Origin of the sequence: Lewinella sp. W8 (assembly GCF_004375085.3) — a bacterium.
In the GTDB taxonomy this organism is placed as follows: Bacteria; Bacteroidota; Bacteroidia; order Chitinophagales; family Saprospiraceae; genus Neolewinella.
In genome coordinates this window covers 50,788-71,935 of the sequence record NZ_SNAQ03000015.1, presented here as the reverse complement: position 1 = coordinate 71,935, position 21,148 = coordinate 50,788, and the positions used below count along the sequence as shown (strand labels likewise).

16 protein-coding genes are annotated in these 21,148 nt (G+C 56.2%); 8 read left to right on the top strand and 8 right to left on the bottom strand.

The annotated features are described in order from the left end of the window. Both moaC and moaA read right to left on the bottom strand, forming a co-directional pair. On the bottom strand, positions 1–489 hold the full coding sequence (gene moaC, locus E1J53_RS16380) for a cyclic pyranopterin monophosphate synthase MoaC (RefSeq protein WP_134273509.1): 489 nt from the start codon (positions 487–489) through the stop codon (positions 1–3). Between the two features lie 168 nt (positions 490–657). Next, positions 658–1,695, bottom strand: a complete 1,038-nt coding sequence (moaA, locus tag E1J53_RS16375; protein WP_154640222.1) for a GTP 3',8-cyclase MoaA — start codon at positions 1,693–1,695, stop codon at positions 658–660. A gap of 11 nt (positions 1,696–1,706) precedes the next feature. On the opposite strand from moaA, the gene E1J53_RS16370 reads away from it, so the two are divergent. Both E1J53_RS16370 and E1J53_RS16365 read left to right on the top strand, forming a co-directional pair. Then, a complete protein-coding gene (locus E1J53_RS16370; RefSeq protein ID WP_134273511.1) occupies positions 1,707–2,531 on the top strand; it encodes a GldM family protein in 825 nt (274 codons plus the stop codon). An 88-nt stretch (positions 2,532–2,619) separates the two neighbouring features. Continuing rightward, the gene (locus tag E1J53_RS16365; RefSeq protein WP_134273512.1) at positions 2,620–3,015 is read left to right on the top strand and encodes a GldM family protein; all 396 of its coding nucleotides are present in this window, start codon (positions 2,620–2,622) and stop codon (positions 3,013–3,015) included. 161 nt (positions 3,016–3,176) lie between these two features. Here E1J53_RS16365 and E1J53_RS16360 read toward each other — a convergent pair whose 3' ends face one another. Together E1J53_RS16360 and E1J53_RS16355 are read right to left on the bottom strand one after the other, a co-directional pair. Beyond that, positions 3,177–3,986 (bottom strand): family 16 glycosylhydrolase, encoded by an 810-nt coding sequence (locus E1J53_RS16360; protein WP_253931915.1) that lies wholly within the window; start codon positions 3,984–3,986, stop codon positions 3,177–3,179. A 181-nt stretch (positions 3,987–4,167) separates the two neighbouring features. Further along, positions 4,168–5,514 (bottom strand): peptidoglycan DD-metalloendopeptidase family protein, encoded by a 1,347-nt coding sequence (locus tag E1J53_RS16355; protein ID WP_134273513.1) that lies wholly within the window; start codon positions 5,512–5,514, stop codon positions 4,168–4,170. Between the two features lie 259 nt (positions 5,515–5,773). Here E1J53_RS16355 and E1J53_RS16350 point away from each other — a divergent pair, with 259 nt between their 5' ends. Beyond that, the gene (locus tag E1J53_RS16350; protein WP_134273514.1) at positions 5,774–7,807 is read left to right on the top strand and encodes a LysM peptidoglycan-binding domain-containing protein; all 2,034 of its coding nucleotides are present in this window, start codon (positions 5,774–5,776) and stop codon (positions 7,805–7,807) included. Positions 7,808–7,919: 112 nt separating this feature from the next. Then, positions 7,920–9,068 carry a CNNM domain-containing protein gene (locus E1J53_RS16345; RefSeq protein WP_134273515.1) on the top strand — a complete coding sequence of 383 codons (1,149 nt, stop codon included), beginning with the start codon at positions 7,920–7,922 and terminating at the stop codon, positions 9,066–9,068. Between the two features lie 245 nt (positions 9,069–9,313). On the opposite strand, the gene E1J53_RS16340 is transcribed toward E1J53_RS16345, so the two are convergent. The 3 genes from E1J53_RS16340 to E1J53_RS16330 form a co-directional block, all read right to left on the bottom strand. Beyond that, positions 9,314–9,817, bottom strand: a complete 504-nt coding sequence (locus E1J53_RS16340; RefSeq protein ID WP_134273516.1) for a metallophosphoesterase — start codon at positions 9,815–9,817, stop codon at positions 9,314–9,316. Between the two features lie 244 nt (positions 9,818–10,061). After that, entirely contained in the window at positions 10,062–10,298 is a 237-nt protein-coding gene (locus E1J53_RS16335) for a hypothetical protein (RefSeq protein WP_134273517.1), read from the bottom strand. 122 nt (positions 10,299–10,420) lie between these two features. Further along, the gene (locus E1J53_RS16330) at positions 10,421–10,855 is read right to left on the bottom strand and encodes a DUF2147 domain-containing protein (RefSeq protein ID WP_134273518.1); all 435 of its coding nucleotides are present in this window, start codon (positions 10,853–10,855) and stop codon (positions 10,421–10,423) included. A gap of 307 nt (positions 10,856–11,162) precedes the next feature. Between E1J53_RS16330 and E1J53_RS16325 the strand changes: the two genes are divergently transcribed. Both E1J53_RS16325 and E1J53_RS16320 read left to right on the top strand, forming a co-directional pair. After that, positions 11,163–14,249, top strand: a complete 3,087-nt coding sequence (locus E1J53_RS16325; protein WP_134273519.1) for a T9SS type A sorting domain-containing protein — start codon at positions 11,163–11,165, stop codon at positions 14,247–14,249. Positions 14,250–14,579: 330 nt separating this feature from the next. Continuing rightward, positions 14,580–17,486: a TonB-dependent receptor gene (locus tag E1J53_RS16320; protein ID WP_134273520.1), complete on the top strand. Its 2,907-nt coding sequence runs from the start codon at positions 14,580–14,582 to the stop codon at positions 17,484–17,486. A gap of 291 nt (positions 17,487–17,777) precedes the next feature. Here the strand turns inward: E1J53_RS16320 and ruvB are convergent, their stop codons facing one another. Then, on the bottom strand, positions 17,778–18,806 hold the full coding sequence (ruvB, locus tag E1J53_RS16315; RefSeq protein ID WP_134273521.1) for a Holliday junction branch migration DNA helicase RuvB: 1,029 nt from the start codon (positions 18,804–18,806) through the stop codon (positions 17,778–17,780). Between the two features lie 238 nt (positions 18,807–19,044). Here ruvB and E1J53_RS16310 point away from each other — a divergent pair, with 238 nt between their 5' ends. Together E1J53_RS16310 and E1J53_RS16305 are read left to right on the top strand one after the other, a co-directional pair. Continuing rightward, complete coding sequence (locus E1J53_RS16310) at positions 19,045–19,602, top strand: RNA polymerase sigma factor (RefSeq protein ID WP_134273522.1); 558 nt, start codon at positions 19,045–19,047, stop codon at positions 19,600–19,602. Further along, complete coding sequence (locus tag E1J53_RS16305; protein ID WP_134273523.1) at positions 19,595–20,872, top strand: outer membrane beta-barrel protein; 1,278 nt, start codon at positions 19,595–19,597, stop codon at positions 20,870–20,872. Before E1J53_RS16310 ends, E1J53_RS16305 begins: the two co-directional genes overlap by 8 nt. Positions 20,873–21,148: the final 276 nt, after the last annotated feature.

Below are 21,148 nucleotides of genomic sequence, written 5' to 3'. Positions count from 1 at the left end.
TCAGGAAGGCGTTTCGGAGCGATGAAAATCTGACTTTCCACCCGTTTTGGTCTCCAGCTGCACGTCCGTAATGCGAATGTCGTGGCTCAGGGCCTTGCACATGTCGTAAATGGTCAGGGCGGCTACGCTCACGCCGTGCAGGGCTTCCATTTCCACGCCCGTAGGGGCCATCGTTTTGACGCGGCAGCGCAGGTGCAAAGTCGTCCCGTCTTCACTGGGTTCCACGCTGATTTTGCACCCACTGACGGGAATGGCGTGACAGAGCGGAATGACCGACCAGGTCTGCTTGACGGCCATGGTGCCGGCCAGAATCGCCGTCTGGAAGATGCTTCCCTTGTGATTCTGGTAATTGGCCTCGGCCAGGGACTTACCGACCTCCGGCCCGAGCAGCACCTTCGCACTGGCTACCGCTACGCGCGCCGTCGTTTCCTTATCGGAGACATCAACCATGCCGGGCTTGCCCGTTTCATCTAAATGCGTCAAAGGCATAAAAAGAATCTTTTTTAGACAGGATAACTTTTCTCGGGCCAAAACTACTCCGCCGGAAATCGATTGGCCAACGAACTAACAGACTAACAGACCAATAGACTAACAGACCAACGAACTAAAAGACTAAAAGTCCAACGAACTAAAAGACTAACAGACCAACAAACCCCCTTACCCCCCAATACTCGTCATACTGGCAAAAACTCCACCTTGTTGTTCCTTGCGTTCCGTAACGAAACCGTCTATCTCCTTCGTGGCAACGAAATCGGTGATTAGCTGTTCAAGCTCGTCCTCGGAGATTCCTCCCCGCAGCAGTGGGCGGAGCTCCAGTCCTTTCGTGGAATAGAGGCAATTTAACATCGTTCCCTTCGGGGTCAGGCGCAGGCGGTTGCAACTCCCGCAGAGGCTCCGGCTGTAGGCCGGAATGAGGCCAACGTTTCCCCGGAAGCCGGGGACCTGGTAGGTAATACTACTACTGTTCTTTTCTCCCTGAATTTGGGTCAGCTCGGGATAAGATGCGCGTAGCCGGTCGAGCATCTCGTGGTAGGGAAGAAACAGGTGGTGGTTGCCGTCGTCATCGTTGAAGGGCATCGCCTCGATGAACCTGACGTCCAGTTGTCGGTCTTTGGTCAGGGCCACGAAATCCACCAGTTCGTCGTCGTTGGTACCCTTCAGGACGACAACGTTGATTTTGGTGGTGACCCCACGCTCGAGCAGGGCATCCAAAGCGGCCATGGTTCCCGTAAAATCATCGCGGCGGGTAATGGCGGCGAAGCGGTCCGGACGCAGGGTGTCCAGGCTGAGGTTATAGCGGGTAAGGCCACTTTCAATCAGGGTGTCGAGAACGGGAGGTAACAAAACCCCGTTGGTGGTCATGGCCAGGGTAGGGAAGATTTGCCCCAGTTCGTGGACCAGCTCGGGAAGGCCCCGGCGGACCAGGGGTTCTCCCCCCGTGAGGCGCACCTTGACGACGCCCATTTTTCTCAGGACGCGGCCCAGGAACAGGATTTCCTCGAAGGTTAGCAACTCGCTTTTATCGGAGAAGTTGATGCCCTCGGCGGGCATGCAGTAGCGGCACCGGAGGTTACAGCGGTCCGTAACGCCGAGTCGTAGATAGCTTATTTTTCTTCCGTGGGAATCCTGTAGCACGGGGTAAAGATACGCTGCGTCCCACACCGTGACGGCAATTCCGCTATCTTTAGTAGACAATCCACCCTCAGATGAAATTTACCCATATCTTCTTCAGCGGTTTGCTGATCCTGCTTTGTGTATCCGCTGCTTCCAATAGCAGTCAATTTCTTTCTTCGACCTTAATTGATGATCGGATTGCCCTGATGGAACGAGACACTGTTCCCCGCCCGACGAGGATTCCGGACCGGGAGACGGTCCCCAACACTAGAGAAGGAACGGGAGGAACGACTCCGCAGCCTTCTCGTGGTGCGAATCAGGACATTGTTTCCACGCGATTTGGTGCAGTAACCCCCGTGGCTACTAAAATGAATGTGGTGTACTTGGGGCTTGACAACCCCATTGAATTAAAGGGTTTAGTTGGAAATGCCGAAGAAGTATTGTTAACAACTTCGAATGGGCGAATTACAAAAGCGGAGGACGGCAAATACTACTGGAGTCCAAAACGAATTGGTCCCGCCGAATTAATTGTGCGTCAGGCCGGTCAGTCATTAACGAGAAATAATTTTCGGTTTGTGGTCAAACGCATTCCATCTCCCGTAGCAAAACTTGGAAGTTCCCAAAGTGGATTAATGGGGAGTGGAGAATTTCGAGCGCAGGCCGGTATTCAGGTGGAGATTGAGGATTTTCACTTTGACACAATATGCGATGTGGTCAGTTTTAAAATGACTTACCTGGCCAATAGACAAGATGCCATACCGGCACTTAATCGTGGAGCCAGGTTTTCATCTCAATCCCGGACCCTGATTAATCGTGCCAAGCCCGGCGACCTTTACTTATTCGAGGACGTCAGGGTAAAATGTCCGGGCGACACGGGTTCCCGAACGGTCAACGCCATGGTTTTCAAAATCAAGTGATTGGCAACTGCGAAGCCGTTAAATTGAAATCTGCTGGCAAGGTGGGGCCCAAGTATGCGTTTATTGAGGAGATACTAAAACCTGCCCAATGCTAAAACTGACTGTCCTGGCTGCTTTCGGCCTATTTACCCTTTCCTTCGGTGCCGTCTCCCTTGATCATTCTGATCCGATTGTGCCTGTGCTTGGTGAGTCCGAGGGAGGAGAAATCGAACGCGAAACTTTCCTTGCGGAAGAAGGCCTTAGCCTGGTCTACGACGAAAAGAAAACCAGCTGCGCGATTACGAGCTTTGATCTGGTGATGGTTCCGAAACAAAACGATGCTGTCTTGAGCAAAAACCCGGGAGGAAATTACACGGCGGCTTCTCGTTCTCTCGTCCAACGGGCGAAAACCGGAGACCTCTATTATTTCAACAGCGTAATGGTAAAGTGTACCGGAGATACGGAGGCCCGCAGCGTGGGGACTTTGTACTTTAAGATTAAGTAAGATTAGTCATTAGATATAGGGTGATATGAATTTCGCGCTTGAGTTACAGATCAAATCGTGGTCGGACGCCATTTCACTCGGCTACGCCTTCGCTAAATAGGCTTCCGACCACGATTTACCCTGGTCAGAATAGTGAATTTTCATCACCCTATATTAAGTAACTATTTCCCCATGTCGTAGACCCGCACCCAGTCGACCTCCATCCGCTGGGGCCAGATATTTTCGTCGACGCCCCGGGAGCCGCCCCAGTTGCCTCCGACGGCGAGGTTAAGCAGGAGGTAGTGGGGCTGATCGAAGGGCCATTCGGCCCGGGTGGCGCCGGCTTGCTTGCGGAAGGTGAAATATACTTCTCCGTCCAAGGCAAATTCAAGCCGGTCGTCGTGCCAGTCTACGGAGTAGGTGTGGAAGGCGGACTCCGCATCGGGGAGGTAAATGTTGTCGCTGAGGTGGGTGCCGATTGAATGATTGTAGGCCCTGGTGTGCACGGTGCCGTAGATGGTGTCCGGTTCGTAGCCCACGTGTTCCATGATGTCAATCTCGCCGCAGGTGGGCCAACCCACTTTTCGAATGTCGGTACCCAACATCCAGATGGCGGGCCAGGTACCCACTCCGGAGGGAAGTTTCGCCCGTACGGCAACCCGGCCCCGGTTCCAGGAAGCCCGCTCGCGGGTGATCAGGCGGGCGGAGGTGTATTGCCGATTCTCGTACTCCTCGCGGTGGGCCTCAATGATCAGGTGGCCATTTTCCTGCCGGGCGTTACGTTCCCGATTGGTGTAATGCTGCAGCTCATTGTTCCCCCAACCATGCCCACCAAGGTCATAGTTCCATTTTTCGGGATCGGGAAGCCCCGTACCGTCAAATTCATCGGCCCAGACGAGGACCGGTCCGGACTGAGCGGGACTGATTTTGGGGGAGCAGGCACTGAAGCCCAGCCCGAAGAGGCAAAGAACAAACGGGAAGTAGCGCATCATGATTGGGGGTTACGCCCTAGTGACGATGCCCGCCGAAGTATACCAGTACGCCAGCCGAGAACCGGAGAGCAATTGCCGATCAATGCCTGATGGTCGACACGATTGCGACGCAAGCCAGTTCTAACAGGCCAACGAACCCAACAGCCCAACGAACTAAAAGACTAACGAACCAACAGACTACTTACTTCTTCTTCGCTGACTGCTCCTTAATCTCCTTCATCTCATCAATGAGTTTTTTCTCGTCGATGATTTGCTGTTCCGTGTCCTGGGTGGGGGCTCCTACGGAATTCAACTGGGCCAGGTACTGATCACGCAGGACCATGAATTCTGGCAACAAGCTGTCCGGCATGGATTTGGCCGGAGGAAACTGCAACTTGGTGTGATCAATCTGGCGGCCATCCTTCCAGAATCGGAAGCAAACGTGGGGGCCAGTGGCCAGTCCTGTAGAACCAACGTAGCCGATCACTTCTCCCTGGCTGACCCGGCTTCCAACGCGTTGCCCTTCCTGAAAACGCTGCATGTGTAGGTACTGGGTGGTGTATTGCTGGCTGTGGCGAACCTTCACGAAGTTACCATTACCGCCACGACGGCCCCGCTCGACGATGACGCCATCCGCAACGGCCATGATGGGCGTGCCGTAGGGAGCGGCGTAATCCGTGCCCAGGTGGGGGCGGGTGCGCTTCAGGACGGGGTGGAAGCGACGTAGATTGAACTTGCTGCTGATGCGGCTGAAACGTACGGGGGCCTTCAGGAAGGTAGACTTCATGGGCTCACCGTTGAGGCCGAAATAACCCCGGTAGGTAGAATCGGGACTTTCGTACCAGAAGGCGTAGATGTCCTTACCGTCGCTGCTGTAACGGGCGGCGAGTACCGGACCGAGGCCGGCGGCCTCGCCCTCCACGTAATCTTTTTCGTAAACGAGTTGGAAAGCATCACCGGGTTGTACGTGATAGAAGTCAACGGACCACTGCAGCGCGTCCTCCATTTTGTCGGTCAGGGCGTAGGAAAGCCCGTTGCCGGTCATGGCGTTCCAGAGAGAGGTTTCGATCTCACCCGCCGCCAGATTGACCTTGGTCTCGACGGGGAGCTTGATGCGCTCACTCTGGTGTTCGCCCATTAGGTCGAGGCGAACGTACTCGTAAACGGAGGGATGGTAGATCAGGAAGTCCGCCCGATCGGTATCGGGGTCATCGAGGATCTGATAGGTTCTGCCGGCCCTCAGGTTGCGAACATCGAGCAGGTCGTTGAATTCGTTGGCGGCCTCAAAGGTTTCCTGGTGGTTCAGTTCCAGGGCGAGGAGGATATCCGAAAGGGTTTGTCCTTCCCGGATGGTGTCGACCCTTAGCTGGAAGGTGTCCAGCGCTACGCCGTAGCGTACGGTGGGGGGGACGATGGGAAAGGCGTTGGCCGTCAGGCTGGGTGGGGGAGGGGCGGGCGCAATGGCGACCAGCGAGTAGAGAATTCCTCCACAGACGGCCAGGCAAAGGGCGGAAACCATGGCGACCCTGGGTAGTCGCAGTTTCCGCATGCTATGCGGTAAGTTCACGTTTGAAGTGTATTTCGTTGGACCCTTGAGGGAATCAGAAGGTCAAAAGCTCTTTTTTCGAACCGACTGGGGTTCGGGGCAAATATAGACAAATATTTATTTGGATTACTTCCCCCTCAATTTCGCCCGTTCCGTAATTCAAATGGCCCAAACCAGGCCCGGGAACCCGTTCGCTGGTTTTCGGTTATATTTGTAAGGAGTTTTTATACGTTACCAACTTACTACACCAAAACGTCCCAAGATGAAATCTTTGATTTATCTGGTCGCCCTGCTGTTGCTGGGTGCCGGAAACCTGCACGCCGAACAGCTATTCGTTCTGTTCGACGGCAACTGCGGTGACCGCATACGGTACGAGCAATCCGTGGCCCAACAACCCAACATCGACTACTTCGCCTACACCTTCCGGCTTACCGGAGGGGACAAGCTCATCTTGGAGACCGGAAACGAAGGAACCACCGTACAAAACTACCTGCCCCAGGGCTACGTGTACTGTGGCGATCAACGACTGGACGCCAACCTGGTAGCGCGCGTAAACAGCGGAGAAGACCGGGTATTCATCCTCCTGCCAACCAACAGTGGGCAGTACCTGATTCAGCCCGTAGTCATGGCGGCTTCCCTGCAGCGGGTGGGCAAAACCCTATCCTACAACTCCAGCCTGACGGCCTTCCAGTTCAATTCCGAGAACAGCATCATCGGCGTGAACCTGTCCTATAACGATAATGGTGCCAAAGTCTACTTTGAGGGCAGGGAAGAAAGTCCCTGTTCCGGGTTTTATCTGTTCCGGCAGCTGAATCCCCGGACTTCCTATCCGGTGATCGACTACAAGGTGGCGCCGGAACTGGGCCTGATGGAGCGTCGTTTGGGAAGCGATAACTCCAGCACCACCGGCGGAACCATCATCGCCAAGGCCGTCAACGGATACCCGGTACTCAATTACCTGTATAACCTCTGTGGCGCAACGCCTACGGCGGCCACGCCCAGTCCGCAACCCTACGGAACGCCGGGAACCTACAACGCGCCCCAGTCCTACAACGCTCCGGAGCCCTACGTTCCGGCATCCCCCCAGACGGTAACCCCTCAGCCTCAGGTGCAGCCCCAGCCGGAATCCGCCGCCTACGCGGCGGCGAATGCACCGCAGCCCGTGATCGTCAACCATACGGTCAGCAAGGGAGAAACCCTGTACGCGATCTCCCGGAAGTACGGTACCTCCGTGGACGCCATCCGCGCCCAGAATGGCATGACGGGCAGTACCGTTTACGTTAACCAATCTTTGCAGGTGCCCACGCTGCAACAAGTGCAGGCACCCACCACGGCAACCCTCTCCACCCCGGCACCCAAAGCAGTTTCTCCATCTCCCGCTGCTCCAACGACTTACGGCTCCGGCACTCCGGCGGCCCCCGTTGCCTACGGCAGTGATGTGGCCAGTCGTGGGGAAGCCGTTTACGGGGAAAACCTGCACATCGTTCAGCCCGGGGAAACGGTCGCCAGCGTCGCCCTGAAGTACGGGTTTACCTCCGCCAAATTCCGGGAGATGAATGATCTGGGGGCCAGCGAGGTCATCAAGGTCGGTCAGCGACTGAAGATCGACGATTGTAATTGCCCACCGCCCACGGTGGCGGCTCCCGAAGCCTACAATACGACTCCGGCTGCTCCGGAGCCCTATCAACCCACCGCTCCGGCACCTCAGCCCTACCGTCCGGCCACGCCAACGGTGGGGACGGCAACCCCAGCGTTAACTACGAGCCCAAAGGCACCGACGGCGACTACCGGAGTACCCCTGAACCAGCCGCGGACGTACGGTTCGGCTCCCAGCCTGGCAACGCCCGCCGAGGTGACGACGCCCGCCGAGCGCCCGACGGTAATCAATAACAGTCCGAACTTCGGACAGGTGGTCACTGACGCCGCGGCGCCACCGACGGCTACGATGGGTACCCTCGAAAGCCGGCCCCAGCCCACTAACTCCACGCCCAGCCCCACGACCTACGGATCGTACCCGGCCCCACCGACCTCCGCGGCACCTGCGTCCGCGCCCACTACCTACAACGCCACGCCGATCCCCACCGATCCCAACGTAATGGGCACACCGGTCGGTGCCAACATTAATTACTCCACCCCGGCACAACCTACCAACCGGTCCTTCCACCTCGTGCAGGAGGGCGACAGCCTATTTTCCATCTCGCGTCGGTACGGACTGACGGTGGATGAACTCCGGGCGCTGAACAACATGAAGCCCTCGGACGTCATCGTGCCTTTCCAGAAGTTGTACATCAACTGATGCCCCGGCGAACACGGACGCCAATCGATTCATTTAAGGGATACGGCGAAGGTTTCAACAACCTTCGCCGTTTTTCTTCTACCTTTGTACCTCAAATTCGGCAATCCCACCTATGGCCACACTGCTCGTCTTTGCGACGCTTTCCATCGCCTTTTCCTTTATGTGCTCCATCTGGGAAGCGGTTCTGCTTTCCGTAACGCCTTCCTACGTCAAGATCAAGCTTGCGGAAGGCACTCAGACCGGAAAACTCCTCCAGGAATTTAAACAGGAGGTTAATGCGCCCCTGACGGCCATCCTTTCGCTGAACACCATTGCGCATACGGTGGGGGCAATTCTGGTGGGCGCCAGCACCGGTGCCGCTTTCGGAGAAGGAGGTTTCACGATTGGCTCATTTGAATTGAGTTACGAGGTTATTGTGAGCGTGGTCATGACATTGGCCATTCTGGTGCTCTCGGAAATCATCCCGAAAAACCTGGGGGCCACCTACTGGAAGCAGCTGGCTCCATTTACCGTAAAGGCGCTGAACGTGCTGGTGAAAATCTTTACCTGGACGGGCTTCATCTGGCTGTCGAATAAGATCAAGAAATTGTTACTGCGGGGCGATGATCCCCACGGCACTGCCCTCACCCGAACGGAATTCCTGGCCATGGCCGAGGCCCAGACGGAGGAAGGACAGCTTAAGGAAGAGGAGGGCCGCATCCTGCGGAACCTGCTGGCCTTCGAGAGCCTGACGGTACACGACGTGATGACGCCGCGGACGGTGGTGCTGGCCGAGCGCTCGGATACGAGCATCGGAGCCTTCTACGAGAAATACGACGAAAGTCCCTTCAGTCGCTTTCCGATCTTCAAGGAAAACCGGGACCAGGTGGAGGGCTACATCCTCAAGGACATGATGTACAAGGCCATCATTGACGGCCGGCAGACGGAGCCGATCAGCGCCCTCAAGCGCGAAATGCTGTTGGTGCCCCACACCACGTCTCTGCACCGACTGATCGACCTCATGCTGGAGCGCCGGGAACCCATCGCCCTGGTGGTGGACGAATTCGGCGGCATGGAGGGGCTGGTGACCATGGAAGACGCCATGGAGACTCTGCTGGGCCTGGAGATTATGGACGAGTCCGACAATACCAAGGACATGCAGCACCTGGCGCGGGAGCGCTGGCGCAAGCGGGCCAAGGCCATGGGGATTGATCTGGCCGACGTGGACCATCTCCCCAAGCGGACGTCAAACTCCGGTACGGAAGTACCCGAGAAAGAGTAGGGCGCTGATACCAAGTATCATGTCAACGGCGAGTACTTTTAATACCGCGATTCGTCAGACAAACTTTATATTGACTACGTCAGAAATAAAGAATTTGTCGGACGACCGCTCAGCAAAATAGGGGGTAAATAGTTTGACGCTCTACTTAGCTTACGAAAGTTCTAGGATGCGCAGTGCAGTCTACACCGTAGTCGGATCATCCGGGCAACGCGTGCAGGTGCCGGGTAGATGGGGTAGAGCCGTGTTTATTCGATGGCTCCCCGGAGGCCAAGTTCGATGACCTCCAGGTGTTCTATTTTTCCCTGGGTGACGGAAAAGCGGAGCAGGGTCCGCATCCGGTGGAATCCGTGTTTGCCGCAGGCTCCGGGGTTGAGGTGCAGGAGTTGGTTTTTTTGATCGGGGACCACCTTCAGGATGTGGCTGTGGCCACAAACGTACAGGTTGGGCTGCTCCTCCTGAATGAGTTTTCTGACGCGGGCCGTATAGCGACCGGGGTAGCCTCCGATGTGGGTGATGAGTACCCGGAGTCCTTCCACCGTAAAGAGTTGGTTGAGGGGTAATCGGCTGCGGACCACCGTATCGTCGATGTTCCCGTAGACGGCGCGGAGGGGCTTGAAGGCTTCGAGGGCGTCCAGTACGGAGGCATCGCCGACGTCGCCGGCGTGCCATATTTCGTCGCAGTCGGCGAAGTGATCGAAGATGGTGGGATCCAGGAAGGAATGGGTATCGGAGAGGAGGCCGATGCGCATAGGTGAGAGCTTGTTTGTAATTTAATAATCGGCCTCCATTTGGCCTTTTTGGGCGCTAGTTTCGTTGGAAAAATTCTCATTTAGTGCTGCTATACTCCAATTTTTCCGCCTCACTATCACCAAAAAAATCTCAAATTCGGCCAGATGACCAAACTCCAAACAAACTCTGTACTAACGTTGTGTGGGAAGGGAGGGCAGTAATTGAAAAGCGCCGGATCGATTGCTCGGTCCGGCGCTTTGTGGATCAGCTTACGCTCAGCTGATAGTCGATGCTGGCGTAGTCCCGGAGGAAGCGCAGCAATCTCCGCCGGGGCTGGAACTTCACTTTCGGTAAAGCGGCCTGGGCTTCGGTGAGCTCCGCGAGCTCTCCGCGCAGTACCGGGTCAGCGGCCAGGGCCGCCTCCGTCGCCTGCGTCTGGGCTGCGGTGCTTTCGCCGTACAAATAGGCGATCATGTCATTTTGGGTAAAGGTTTGCTTCATGTGGTATGCTTCAGGTTTGATCATGATGAAAGACCGGGGAAGTGGTCTTTCGACTTTAAGATACGCAACATCGGCGGGACGTGGTCTCCCCGAGGGTACGAATGAATTTTTAGCGCTCTCGTTTACTCTCTCAGCCACTTCTGGGTACGGAAGAGGCCCGTCCAGTGTTTTCCACGAATGAAAAGGGTATTAGGGTCCTCTTCAAACCAGGCGGATAACTTGTAGGTAGCTCCCTTCTGGGGGTCGAGGATGGTACCGCCCTTCCAGTAGTCGCCGGAGGGTTTGAGGTCTTCGACGATGACCATTCCCAAAACGGGCTGGTCTTTTCGTTCACCGCTGCATTTCTCGCAGATGGCGTCGCGCCGGTTGGTCAGGATTTCCGCAATCCGGCCGAAATAGGCACCGTCCTGCTCGTAAATTTCAACGATACTTTTGGTCTCCCCGGTTTCGTCGTCGATGGTTCGCCAACGGCCTTCGGGGGAGTCGGTGCTCTGCGCACTGAGTCCAAAAAAGGATACCAAAATGAAGAAGGGGAATAGAAAGTAATGTTTAGCCATTAACTGCATTTGATTCGGGATTTAAACGGTTGGGTGGATGCGTTTATTTCAGCTGAACTGAAACATTTTGTCGGGAGAAGGCGGTGGGGTGTGGAAACTGTGGAAAAGTGTGAATTCTACACGAAGGGATCAGTGGATATGGATAAATATATTTCAAATTAAATAAAAAATACTTTGTTTATGTTTGGTAGTGAGTTGATTTTGGGTGTCAATCCGCGAATAACTTACAGTTAACACTAAAGTAAAAGGGAGTTTATGAAGCGAAGTGACCTTTGCGCTAAATCAACTCCAAAATCCAACTTCACTTATGATCAGCAGATTGACAATTCTTTTGTTCGCTGTGTTGTTCAGCACGTTCAGTTTTGCCCAAACGGAGGTTACCATTAAAGACGGTGACCTGGAGGGTAACATGACGTACAACTGGACCAGCGACAACACCTACATCCTTGACGGACTGGTTTACCTTGAAGCCGGAGGCCGACTTAACATTGAGCCCGGTACGGTAATTAAGGCACTATCCCAGGACCAGGTCACCACCGGTGACAACACCACTGCGCTGATCATCACGCGTGACGCCCAGATTTTCGCCGAAGGCGCGGCGGATAACCCGATCATCTTTACCGCCAACGACGATGACACTTCTGACCCGGAAGATTTCTCCGCCGTAGATCGCGGAGAATGGGGCGGTCTAATCATTTTGGGTAACGCCACCATCGCTAACAGCGACGAAACGGACAACATTGAAGGCATTTCGGCCAACGAAACCCGGGCCGTTTACGGTGGTACCAACGATCAGGACAACAGTGGTGTCCTGCGCTATGTATCCATCCGCCACGGGGGGGCTCAGCTGTCTACCGACAACGAAATTAACGGTCTGACCCTAGGAGCCGTGGGCTCCGGAACGGTAGTTGAATACATTGAAGTATTCGCTAACCTGGACGACGGTATCGAATTCTTCGGAGGAACGGTGGACGTCAAGTACGCTACCGTTGCTTTCTGCGGCGATGATGCCTTCGACTACGACCAGGGATGGCGCGGACGCGGCCAGTTCTGGTTCGCCATCCAGGCACCCAACACGAGCACCGGTCGTTCCGGTGAGCACGATGGCGCTACGCCCGACAACGTGGCTCCCTTCAGCAACCCGACCATCTACAACGCTACCTACATTGGTATTGGAGAAAATGGTGTGGCCACCGGCGGTGACGCCAACCGCGAAGGCCGCCAGCAGAGCGTGGTGTTCCGGGACAATGCCGGAGGTGCTTACCGCAACTCCCTGTTCACCGGCTTCAACCAGCGGGCCATTGCCATTGAGGACCGGCCTAACGACGACATCGATAGCTACCAGCGCTTCCTGGACGGTGACCTCGTGATTGAGAACAACCTGTTCGAAAACTTCGGCGCGGGCAACACCGCCGCCGATTTGTTTAACGCCATCAACCAGGACGAAGAAATCGTTCCCGGTGCATCCAACGACATGGTGAATGCCACGCTGGGAGGAGCCAACGAAATCGGAGCCTCGGGTATCGCCAGCATCAGCCGGGAACCCAACATGATGCTTGATCCCCGGATCGACGCCGAGGGTGCGGCCCTGACTGGAGGAGTACCTGCGGACAGTGATGACTTCTTTCAGGCAGTTTCTTACCGGGGAGCCTTCAACAACTCCACCAACTGGCTGGAGGACTGGACGGCCCTTTCTCATATGAACTACCTGGGTGATCTGGTGGAGGAAGTGGATGACTTTGACTGCATCGTTATCCGTGACGAAGACCTGGTCGGTGGCATGACCTACAACTGGACCAGTAACAACTGTTACACCCTTGACGGCCTGGTATACCTGGAGGCCGATGGAGTACTCAACATTGAGGCCGGTACGGTTATCCGTGGTCTTGACCGCGACCGGGTGACTTCCGGTGACAACACCTCTGCGCTGATCATCACCCGTGATGCGACCATCAACGCTACCGGCACGGCTACGGACCCCATCATCTTTACGGCCGCCGACGATGACCTGAACGATCCCGAAGATTTCACCAGCGTGGACCGCGGTGAGTGGGGTGGGGTAATCATCCTCGGTAACGCCACGATCGCGAACAGTGATCCGACCGACAATATCGAAGGTATTGCCGCCACGGAAACCCGCGCAGTATACGGGGGTAACGACGACGCCGACAACAGCGGTATTCTCCGTTACATTTCCATCCGTCACGGTGGAGCCCAGCTTTCTGCCGATAACGAAATTAACGGCCTGACCCTCGGTGCCGTGGGTTCCGGTACGGAGATTGACTATGTGGAAGTATTCGCCAACCTGGACGACGGTATCGAATGGTTTGGTGGTACCGTAACGGTTGACCACGCCGCCGTTTCTTTCTGCGGTGATGATGCCTACGACTACGACCAGGGATGGAAAGGTGGTGGCCAGTTCTGGTACAGCCTCCAGGGCCCCGGAACCTCTACCGGCCGGGCCGGTGAGCACGATGGTGCTACCCCCGACGGTGCCATGCCCTTCTCTCAGCCGCTCATCTGTAACGCTACCTACGTGGGTATCGGTGCCAACGAGTCCGCTACCGGTGGTGACGCCAACCGGGAAGGCCGTCAGCAGGCCGTTATCTTCCGCGATAACGCCGCCGGATCGTACAACAACAGCATCTTCAGCGACTTCAACGGCAGCGCCATTGCCATCGAAGACCGCGACAACGACGAGGTAGACTCCTGGGCGCGTTTCCAGGCCGGTGACCTTGAGCTGAACAACAACATCTTCTGGAGCTTCGGCTTTGGTGATACCCCCGCGGATATCTTCACGGTGGTGAATCCCGACGAAGAAGTTCAGACTACGCAATCGGCCACCTTCGCCACGGCGATGACCACCGCCGGTAACCGGATCCTGGACCCCAAATTCATCGACGCGGACCGGGACATGGCCGGTGGTGACATCGACCCCCGTCCGAATGAATTTGCCGACGCTGGCTACGGTGCCCCCGCAGTAGACGGTTGCGAAACCGTGGAGTACTTCGGTGCCTTTGAGCCCGCCGAAGACAACGGAAACTCCCAGCCCGCGTGGATCAACGGTTGGACGGCCCTGACGACTTCCAATATCGTCATCAACGCTACGACCAGCGTTGGTGAAGTGGAGGAAAACGGCTTCCTGCTGGATGCTCCCGTTCCCAACCCCGCTTACGACGTGGCTACGGTGAGCTTTACGCTGCCCCAGGCCAGCCAGCTGACCCTGACGGTCGTTGACCTCATGGGCCGCCCGCTGAGCTCCACCACCCGTCAGTACGGCGCCGGTGAACAGCGCGTACGCATCAACGTCGGCAACCTGCCGAACGGTACTTACCTGATCCTGCTGGACGCCCAGGGCAGCCGCCTGGTCCAGAAACTGGTGGTCAACAAGTAAGCACTCACCTACCGCACCACTGAGGTGCGTCACCATCAGCCCGATTCGCTCCGCGGATCGGGCTGATTTATTTTGGCAAGAACCGGGGATTGAAGCGCCTTAGTGTTGTGTGTACACTATGTTGGCCTGATTTGATTAACATTCGCTTCACATTGCTCATTGGCGATGGCCCCTGGCACCTGCGCTTGCGCCCGAAACACCGCATAAACATTAGGCTCCAGCCGAAATCAAACTTAACCTTTTGATAAACTCGGGGGCAATTCACCCACGGGGAATCCCCCCGACCTTTGCGGCATCTAGTGCAAACCCTCCTTTAAATCATATTGGAATATGCTCAACCGCATTTTACTCACTGCCATTACGTTGCTAATTGCGGCAACAACCTACGCCCAACAGGGTGCGGTTTCTGGCACCATCCTCGATAAAGACGGCGAAGTGCTTTACGGTGCTAACGTCGTAATCGAAGGGACCACCATTGGTGGACAGGCGGATTACATCGATGGAAAGTACCAGTTTAAAGCGGATCCTGGTGTCTACACCCTCATTGCCACCTTCATTGGTTACGCCGACCAAAAAGTAGAGGGCGTAGAAGTAAAGGCCAACGAGACGACTTTACTCGACATCGTTTTTGACCCCGATGCCGACGGTGGTATCGACCTGACCGAAGTCGTGGTAACCGAGAAGGCCCTCGAACGCGGTACCGCTGCGGTTATGCGCCTGCGTCGTAACGACGTTAACGCCAAGGACTTCATCAGTCAGCAGGAAATCTCCTCCCTCGGAGCGGGGACGGTCTCTGCGGCGCTGACGAAGGTGACCGGAACGACGGTCGTTGACGGAAAGTACGTGTACGTACGGGGCCTGGGTGACCGTTACTCGGCCACGACCATCAACGGCCTGCGGTTGCCGAGTATCGATCCCTACCGGAACAGTGCTCAGCTTGACCTGATTCCCACCAGCATCCTCGACAATATCTCCGCCTCCAAGACCTTTACCCCCGATCTGCCCGGTGACTTCACCGGAGGTAGTGTGGACGTGAAGATCAAAGCGCTGCCCGAGCGTTTTACCTGGGGCCTTTCCTTCGGAACTTCCGTCAATACCCAATCCAACTTTCAGGACGACTTCCTGACTTACGAGGGTAACGACGCCAATTCCTTTGGCTACCCCGACGAGCGCCTCTCCCTTCCCGTGGACCTTGATGCCGCTCGCTTTCAGGAGCTGGGTACCTTCTCCCGCGGTGCCGTGCGCCGGGGCCGCAGGGACGATGAGCTTGCTCAGTCACTGGAAGAAGTGACGGATGCTTTCGGTCCCGGATTCGGTATCCAGGAGGCCAACTCCCCCATGAACTACAGCTTCAGCGCCAATATCGGTAACCAGTTCAAGCTGGGTACGATGCCACTCGGTGTCTTCGCCACCGTGTCGGCCAGCAAGGATTACTTTGCCTACGACAACGGTATTACCGGTCAGTTCCTGACTCCCGGACTGGGCGCTACGGCCCTGCAGGAAGTCTTCGACCTGCGCCGTGACCTGAGCCAGGAAAGCTCCGACGTGGGCGGTATGGTGGGCCTGAACCTGCGGGTGAGCCCCTCCAGCAACATCTCCTTCTACACCCTCTACAGCCACCAGGGTACGGCCACCGTCAAAATCTCCCAGGGTAGTAACGAATCCAAGGGAGCCAGTGGCGAGCCGGACAACAACTTCGTTGGCCGGGAATCTGCCTTTCTGGAGCGGGAGCTTACCGACTATGTGCTCCAGGGTGAGCACACCGTGGTAGGGCTGAACAAACTGAAAATTAACTGGACGGCTAACTACGTGACCAGTAACCAGAACGAGCCGGACTTCCGCTACATGGAGTACATCGAGCAGGCCACCAGCTTCCTCAATGACCCCTCCCAGTTCCGCCAGCCGAGCCGTTTCTTCCGTGACCTGACGGACGAATCCTACGAAGGTAAACTGGATTTTACCCTGCCCTTCCTGACGGAAAAATCCAGCGCCAATCTTATCAAGTTCGGCGGACAGTACCGCACCAAGGAGCGGGACTTCAACGAGCGTCAGATCGAATACTACCAGCGCTCCGGCAACGGCCTGACCTTCAGCCAGCTCGACGGCGACTTTGACCTGTTCTTTGGCGACGATAACACCGGCATTATTGGCGGTGAGCCGGGGTCCAACGATATTGGTTTGTCCATCATCAACACGACCTCCGAAGGAAACAGCTACGTGGGCACCGACGAAGTGGCGGCGGGTTACCTGATGGCCACCTACGGCTTCGGAGAACGCCTCAAGATTACCGGTGGGGTCCGCGCCGAGCGGACCATGATCGACATCGCCAGCGATATCGCCGACATCGTTGATCCCAGCAACCGGGACCTGCAAGTAGCCAACATTGACACCACCAACTTCATGCCGGCCATCAACTTCGTCTATAACACGAAGCCGAACCACAACCTGCGGGGTTCTTACTCCCGCACCGTGGCCCGGCCCAACATGCGGGAACTGGCGCCCTTCGCTTCCTTCAACGGGGTGGACCCGGACGTGGTGGGTAACGTGAACCTGACGCTGTCAACCATCGACAACTTTGACCTGCGCTACGAGATTTTCCCCGAGCAGGGCAACGGTGAGATCGTCAGCTTTAGCGCGTTCTACAAGGAGTTCACCAACCCCATCGTAGTAACCTTCCTACCCGGTGGTGGTGGTAACCAGCAGTTTACCTGGACCAACACGGAATCGGCTAACCTTTACGGAATTGAATTTGAAATCCGTAAGTCCCTGGGCTTCCTGAGCCCCGCGCTGAGCAACTTTACGCTGAGCAATAACCTGGCGGTCATTCAGTCCAACCAGGACATTGCCGACCGGGAATGTGAGCAGGGACTCGCCCTGAACGAGAACTTCGTCTGTGAGCGCCCCTTCAACGGCCAGTCGGACTTCGTGATCAACACCAACCTGGCTTACCGTACCACGGGAGATAACCCTTGGGATGCCATCATTGCATACAACTACTTCAGTGATCGCCTGCAGTCCATCGGCCGCCCCGGTACGCCCGACATTTTTGAGCAGGGACGTAGTCAGCTGGACCTGTCCGTTTCCAAAGCATTCAACAACCTCAAGGTGAGCCTGCGGGCCCGGAACCTCATTGACCCCGACTTCCGCAGCTTCTCTACCTTCCTGGGCCAGGAGTACGACTTCACCCGTTACCAGCGGGGACGCACCTTCAGCGTCAGCCTGAGCTACGGTATCTAAGACTTTGCACTAGATTACTTCGTAATCGTTTGGCGCCTCCCAGTGATGGGGGGCGCTTTTTTGATGATGGAGGGATTGAAGGATGGAGGGATTGAAGGATTGAGGGATGGAATGACGGAGGGAGTGAAGGATTGAATGACGGAGACACTTCGCCCGGGGACTTTGGGGTTGTGGTAAAAATGACTTTAGCCGTTGAATCAGACTTTTCGCCGGATAAATCCGGCGCTACTGGAAAATTCAGGTGATGGATGGCCAATTGATTAACTAAAGGGGCAAGGGGCGCTAGCTTACCTAAAACTCAAACAACGTCCCCGCTGCTCCGGGAGGTGTGGCCCCGATGTGGTGGTAGGCTTTTTCTGTGGCCTGGCGGCCACGTGGGGTCCGCTGCAGGTAGCCCTCCATGATGAGGAAGGGCTCATGGACTTCTTCGATGGTGCCGGCGTCTTCGCCCACGGCCGTAGCGATGGTCGTGAGTCCGACCGGACCGCCCTTGAATTTATTGATGATGGCGTCCAGGATTTTGTTGTCCATCTCGTCGAGTCCGCCCTCGTCTACGTTCAGGGCCGCGAGGCCGAAGTCGGCGATTTTCTTATCGATGGTACCGCTGCCCTTTACCTGGGCGAAGTCGCGGATGCGCCGCAGCAGGGCGTTGGCGATCCGGGGGGTGCCCCGGCTGCGCCGGGCAATTTCCACGGCGCCGTCCTCGGTGATGGGGACGTCCATGATGGAGCAGCTGCGCTTGATGATCTTCACCAGGGTAGGGAGGTCGTAGTAATCGAGCAGGCAGTTGATGCCGAAGCGGGCCCGCATGGGGGCGGTCAGAAGTCCCATCCGGGTGGTGGCGCCCACGAGTGTAAAGGGCTCCAGGCTGATTTGCACCGAGCGGGCGTTGGGCCCGCTGTCGATCATGATGTCGATCCGGTAATCTTCCATGGCGGAATAGAGGTATTCCTCCACTACGTTGTTGAGCCGATGGATTTCGTCGATGAACAGGACGTCCCCTTCGCTGAGGTTGGTCAGTAGTCCGGCGAGGTCTCCGGGTTTTTCGAGCACGGGGCCGCTGGTGAGCTTGAGTTCGGCCCCCAGTTCGTTGGCGATGATGTGGCTCAGGGTGGTTTTCCCTAGCCCGGGAGGGCCATGGAGGAGCACGTGGTCGAGGCTGTCGCCGCGCATGAGGGCCGCCTGGATGAAGACCTTCAGGTTGTCGACGATCTTGGGTTGGCCGCTGAAGTCATCCAGGGAGTCCGGGCGCAGGGCCCGTTCCATGGCGGTGTCTTCCGCCCCTAAGCGATTGGCGTGGGGATCGAGATGCTCATTCATGTGCGGACAAGGTACGGCAAATGGTAGGAATTGTCGGAATGGGGGAACATTTTGTTGGTAAGTTTGTCGACGCCCCGAATTGCCCGGTGCCGACATTCTTGCCAAATGATCCGGTGGGGGCCGGAGGGTAGTGCCGATATTTAGGAATGCATCCTTTCAGGAAAAAAAATCCGCCATCGCGCAGCCTTTTGGAATTAGCTATGGTAAGGGGGAATACAGGATGCTCATAACCTAACGAATGTCCCAACTAACGGATCAACACTTACCGGGTATACTGGCCGGCTGTCGGAAGCAGCGACGGGAAAGCCAGCATGCGCTCTATAAGCTCTACTACGCTTACGGGATGAGTGTAGCGATTCGGTACGTTGAGGAGGAGCCGGCGGCCATTTCGGTCGTCAATGACGCCTTCCTCAAGGTGTTTAAAAACGTTCGGCGATTTGACGAGAGCCGTCCGTTCAAACCCTGGTTCCGGACCATCTTGGTCAATACCGCCATCAACCACATCAAGCAGCAGCATAAATACCGCAAGGAAACAGCTATGGAAAACGCAAAGGACATTGCTGCCCGGGAAGAAATTCTCAGCCAGATCAGCTATCAGGAACTCATAAAACTGGTACAGTCTTTAACAACTTCCTACCGTACGGTATTTAATATGTACGTTATCGATGGTTTCCGCCACGAAGAAATCGCCCGCACGCTGGGGATTTCGGAAAGCACGTCAAAATCTAACCTGGTGAGGGCCCGGAGGAAACTCCAGGATCTCCTGCAACAACAACTGGACATAAAGAATGCCTAATCTCGAGGACCATAATATGGACAAGATGTTCCAGGTCGGGGCGGAGCGGCATGACTTCAGCTACAACCCCGAAGCCTGGGAACAGATGACCATCTTGTTGGACGAAGACAAGAAGCGTCGCCGTCGTGCTCTGTGGTGGTGGCTCGGCCTAGGGATGCTGTTGCTGTTGGGGGGGCTTTCCTACCTCATGCTCCAGCAACCGGTCGCCGGGGCAAAACAAGCCGCAGACGCAACGGTCACCGAGCATTCTGACGAACGGGCGGGCTCCGAAATTCCTGCTCCGAAAGTGACGGAACCTGCCGGGCCTTCCGTTGAGCGGGACGAAATTCAGATGGAGACCCCTCAGCTTTCCCCGGTGGTAAGTCAGGAAAACAGCTCGTCCACACCGAACAGTCTGCCCACCCCCACCGGCAGCTTATCACAAAAGACCGACCGCAACCTAATCGCCGAAACTCCCCTCGGTGGCGCGGAAGAACCCGCGGGAGCTCCGGTACCCCCAACGGAAGCATTGAGGGCGGAGAGCATCGCCCAGGAGGAGATATCCCAGGCCCCTTTGGCAGCGATCGGTCCGCTGTCGCCAATGCCTACGGTCACCCTGATGGTTGAGACCACCATCCCCGAACGCTCCGTTCACCCGCAAACCTTACCGGACCCTGACGCGAAGGAAAAAGTAGCTTCCGGATTTGCGGCCGGAATCGGTGGCGGACTTGTTTTCGGGGCCGTAGCCGATGACGGATTTGCCATGGCCCAGCCGCGCTACGGCGGCAAGGTGGAATACCGGCTACACGATAAGTGGGCCTTCGGAACAGGAGCCTACCTCAACGACGTATGTTATCAGACGACTACGGAAAATTACACGGCCAAGGCCGGATTCTGGACGGACGGAATTCTGCCCAGCACCATCACCGGTCAGTGCCGGGTGCTGGAAGTGCCGCTGCTGGCTACCTACTATTTCCGGGGTAGCCGTGCTTCCGGTCCCTACGTATCCGGCGGCCTGACCACCTACTTTATGCTTCGGGAAGACTACGATTTCACCTACGATTTTGAATACCCCAACGTCATTAAGTCCTGGCGCGAAGAAAACGAATACCAGCACTTCCTGGGGATGGGGCAGTTCAGCATCGGATACCAGCAGGCCATGAAGCGGAAATCGGCCTTCCAGTTAGAGTCCTTCGTGCAACTGCCGCTGACCGGAATCGGCCACGGCGAGGTTCGACTCATGACCATCGGTGCATCCCTCAGTTATACCTTCGATTTCCGGAAGCGCTAGGACGGCCCGTCGCCAAAAATATCTGTGCATCATCAAACTATCACGAGCTGATCTCTTTGCGGAGGGGTCGGCTCTTAGTTTATTGGTCATCAAGGAAAAATAATTTTAAAAAATTATCAACTCACGCAGCCTTTTTACCTGGAGACCAGTAAGGGGAAGCGAAACATGGGAGAAAAAACGACGGGTTTCGCAGCCGTGAACCCCAGCGCCAGTTCTCTTTAATTATCATCCGGAAGGTTCGCTCTTCCACTGAACAATTTACGGGACAAAACCCAT

Bases quoted from the DNA above. Each gene is read 5' to 3' on its own strand.
- E1J53_RS16360 (WP_253931915.1), bottom strand. From the start codon at position 3,986: ATGATGCGCTACTTCCCGTTTGTTCTTTGCCTCTTCGGGCTGGGCTTC.
- E1J53_RS16355 (WP_134273513.1), bottom strand. From the start codon at position 5,514: ATGCGGAAACTGCGACTACCCAGGGTCGCCATGGTTTCCGCCCTTTGC.
- moaC (WP_134273509.1), bottom strand. From the start codon at position 489: ATGCCTTTGACGCATTTAGATGAAACGGGCAAGCCCGGCATGGTTGAT.
- E1J53_RS16330 (WP_134273518.1), bottom strand. From the start codon at position 10,855: ATGGCTAAACATTACTTTCTATTCCCCTTCTTCATTTTGGTATCCTTT.
- E1J53_RS16335 (WP_134273517.1), bottom strand. From the start codon at position 10,298: ATGAAGCAAACCTTTACCCAAAATGACATGATCGCCTATTTGTACGGC.
- E1J53_RS16310 (WP_134273522.1), top strand. From the start codon at position 19,045: ATGTCCCAACTAACGGATCAACACTTACCGGGTATACTGGCCGGCTGT.
- E1J53_RS16365 (WP_134273512.1), top strand. From the start codon at position 2,620: ATGCTAAAACTGACTGTCCTGGCTGCTTTCGGCCTATTTACCCTTTCC.
- E1J53_RS16320 (WP_134273520.1), top strand. From the start codon at position 14,580: ATGCTCAACCGCATTTTACTCACTGCCATTACGTTGCTAATTGCGGCA.
- E1J53_RS16350 (WP_134273514.1), top strand. From the start codon at position 5,774: ATGAAATCTTTGATTTATCTGGTCGCCCTGCTGTTGCTGGGTGCCGGA.
- E1J53_RS16345 (WP_134273515.1), top strand. From the start codon at position 7,920: ATGGCCACACTGCTCGTCTTTGCGACGCTTTCCATCGCCTTTTCCTTT.
- E1J53_RS16340 (WP_134273516.1), bottom strand. From the start codon at position 9,817: ATGCGCATCGGCCTCCTCTCCGATACCCATTCCTTCCTGGATCCCACC.
- ruvB (WP_134273521.1), bottom strand. From the start codon at position 18,806: ATGAATGAGCATCTCGATCCCCACGCCAATCGCTTAGGGGCGGAAGAC.
- E1J53_RS16325 (WP_134273519.1), top strand. From the start codon at position 11,163: ATGATCAGCAGATTGACAATTCTTTTGTTCGCTGTGTTGTTCAGCACG.
- E1J53_RS16370 (WP_134273511.1), top strand. From the start codon at position 1,707: ATGAAATTTACCCATATCTTCTTCAGCGGTTTGCTGATCCTGCTTTGT.
- E1J53_RS16305 (WP_134273523.1), top strand. From the start codon at position 19,595: ATGCCTAATCTCGAGGACCATAATATGGACAAGATGTTCCAGGTCGGG.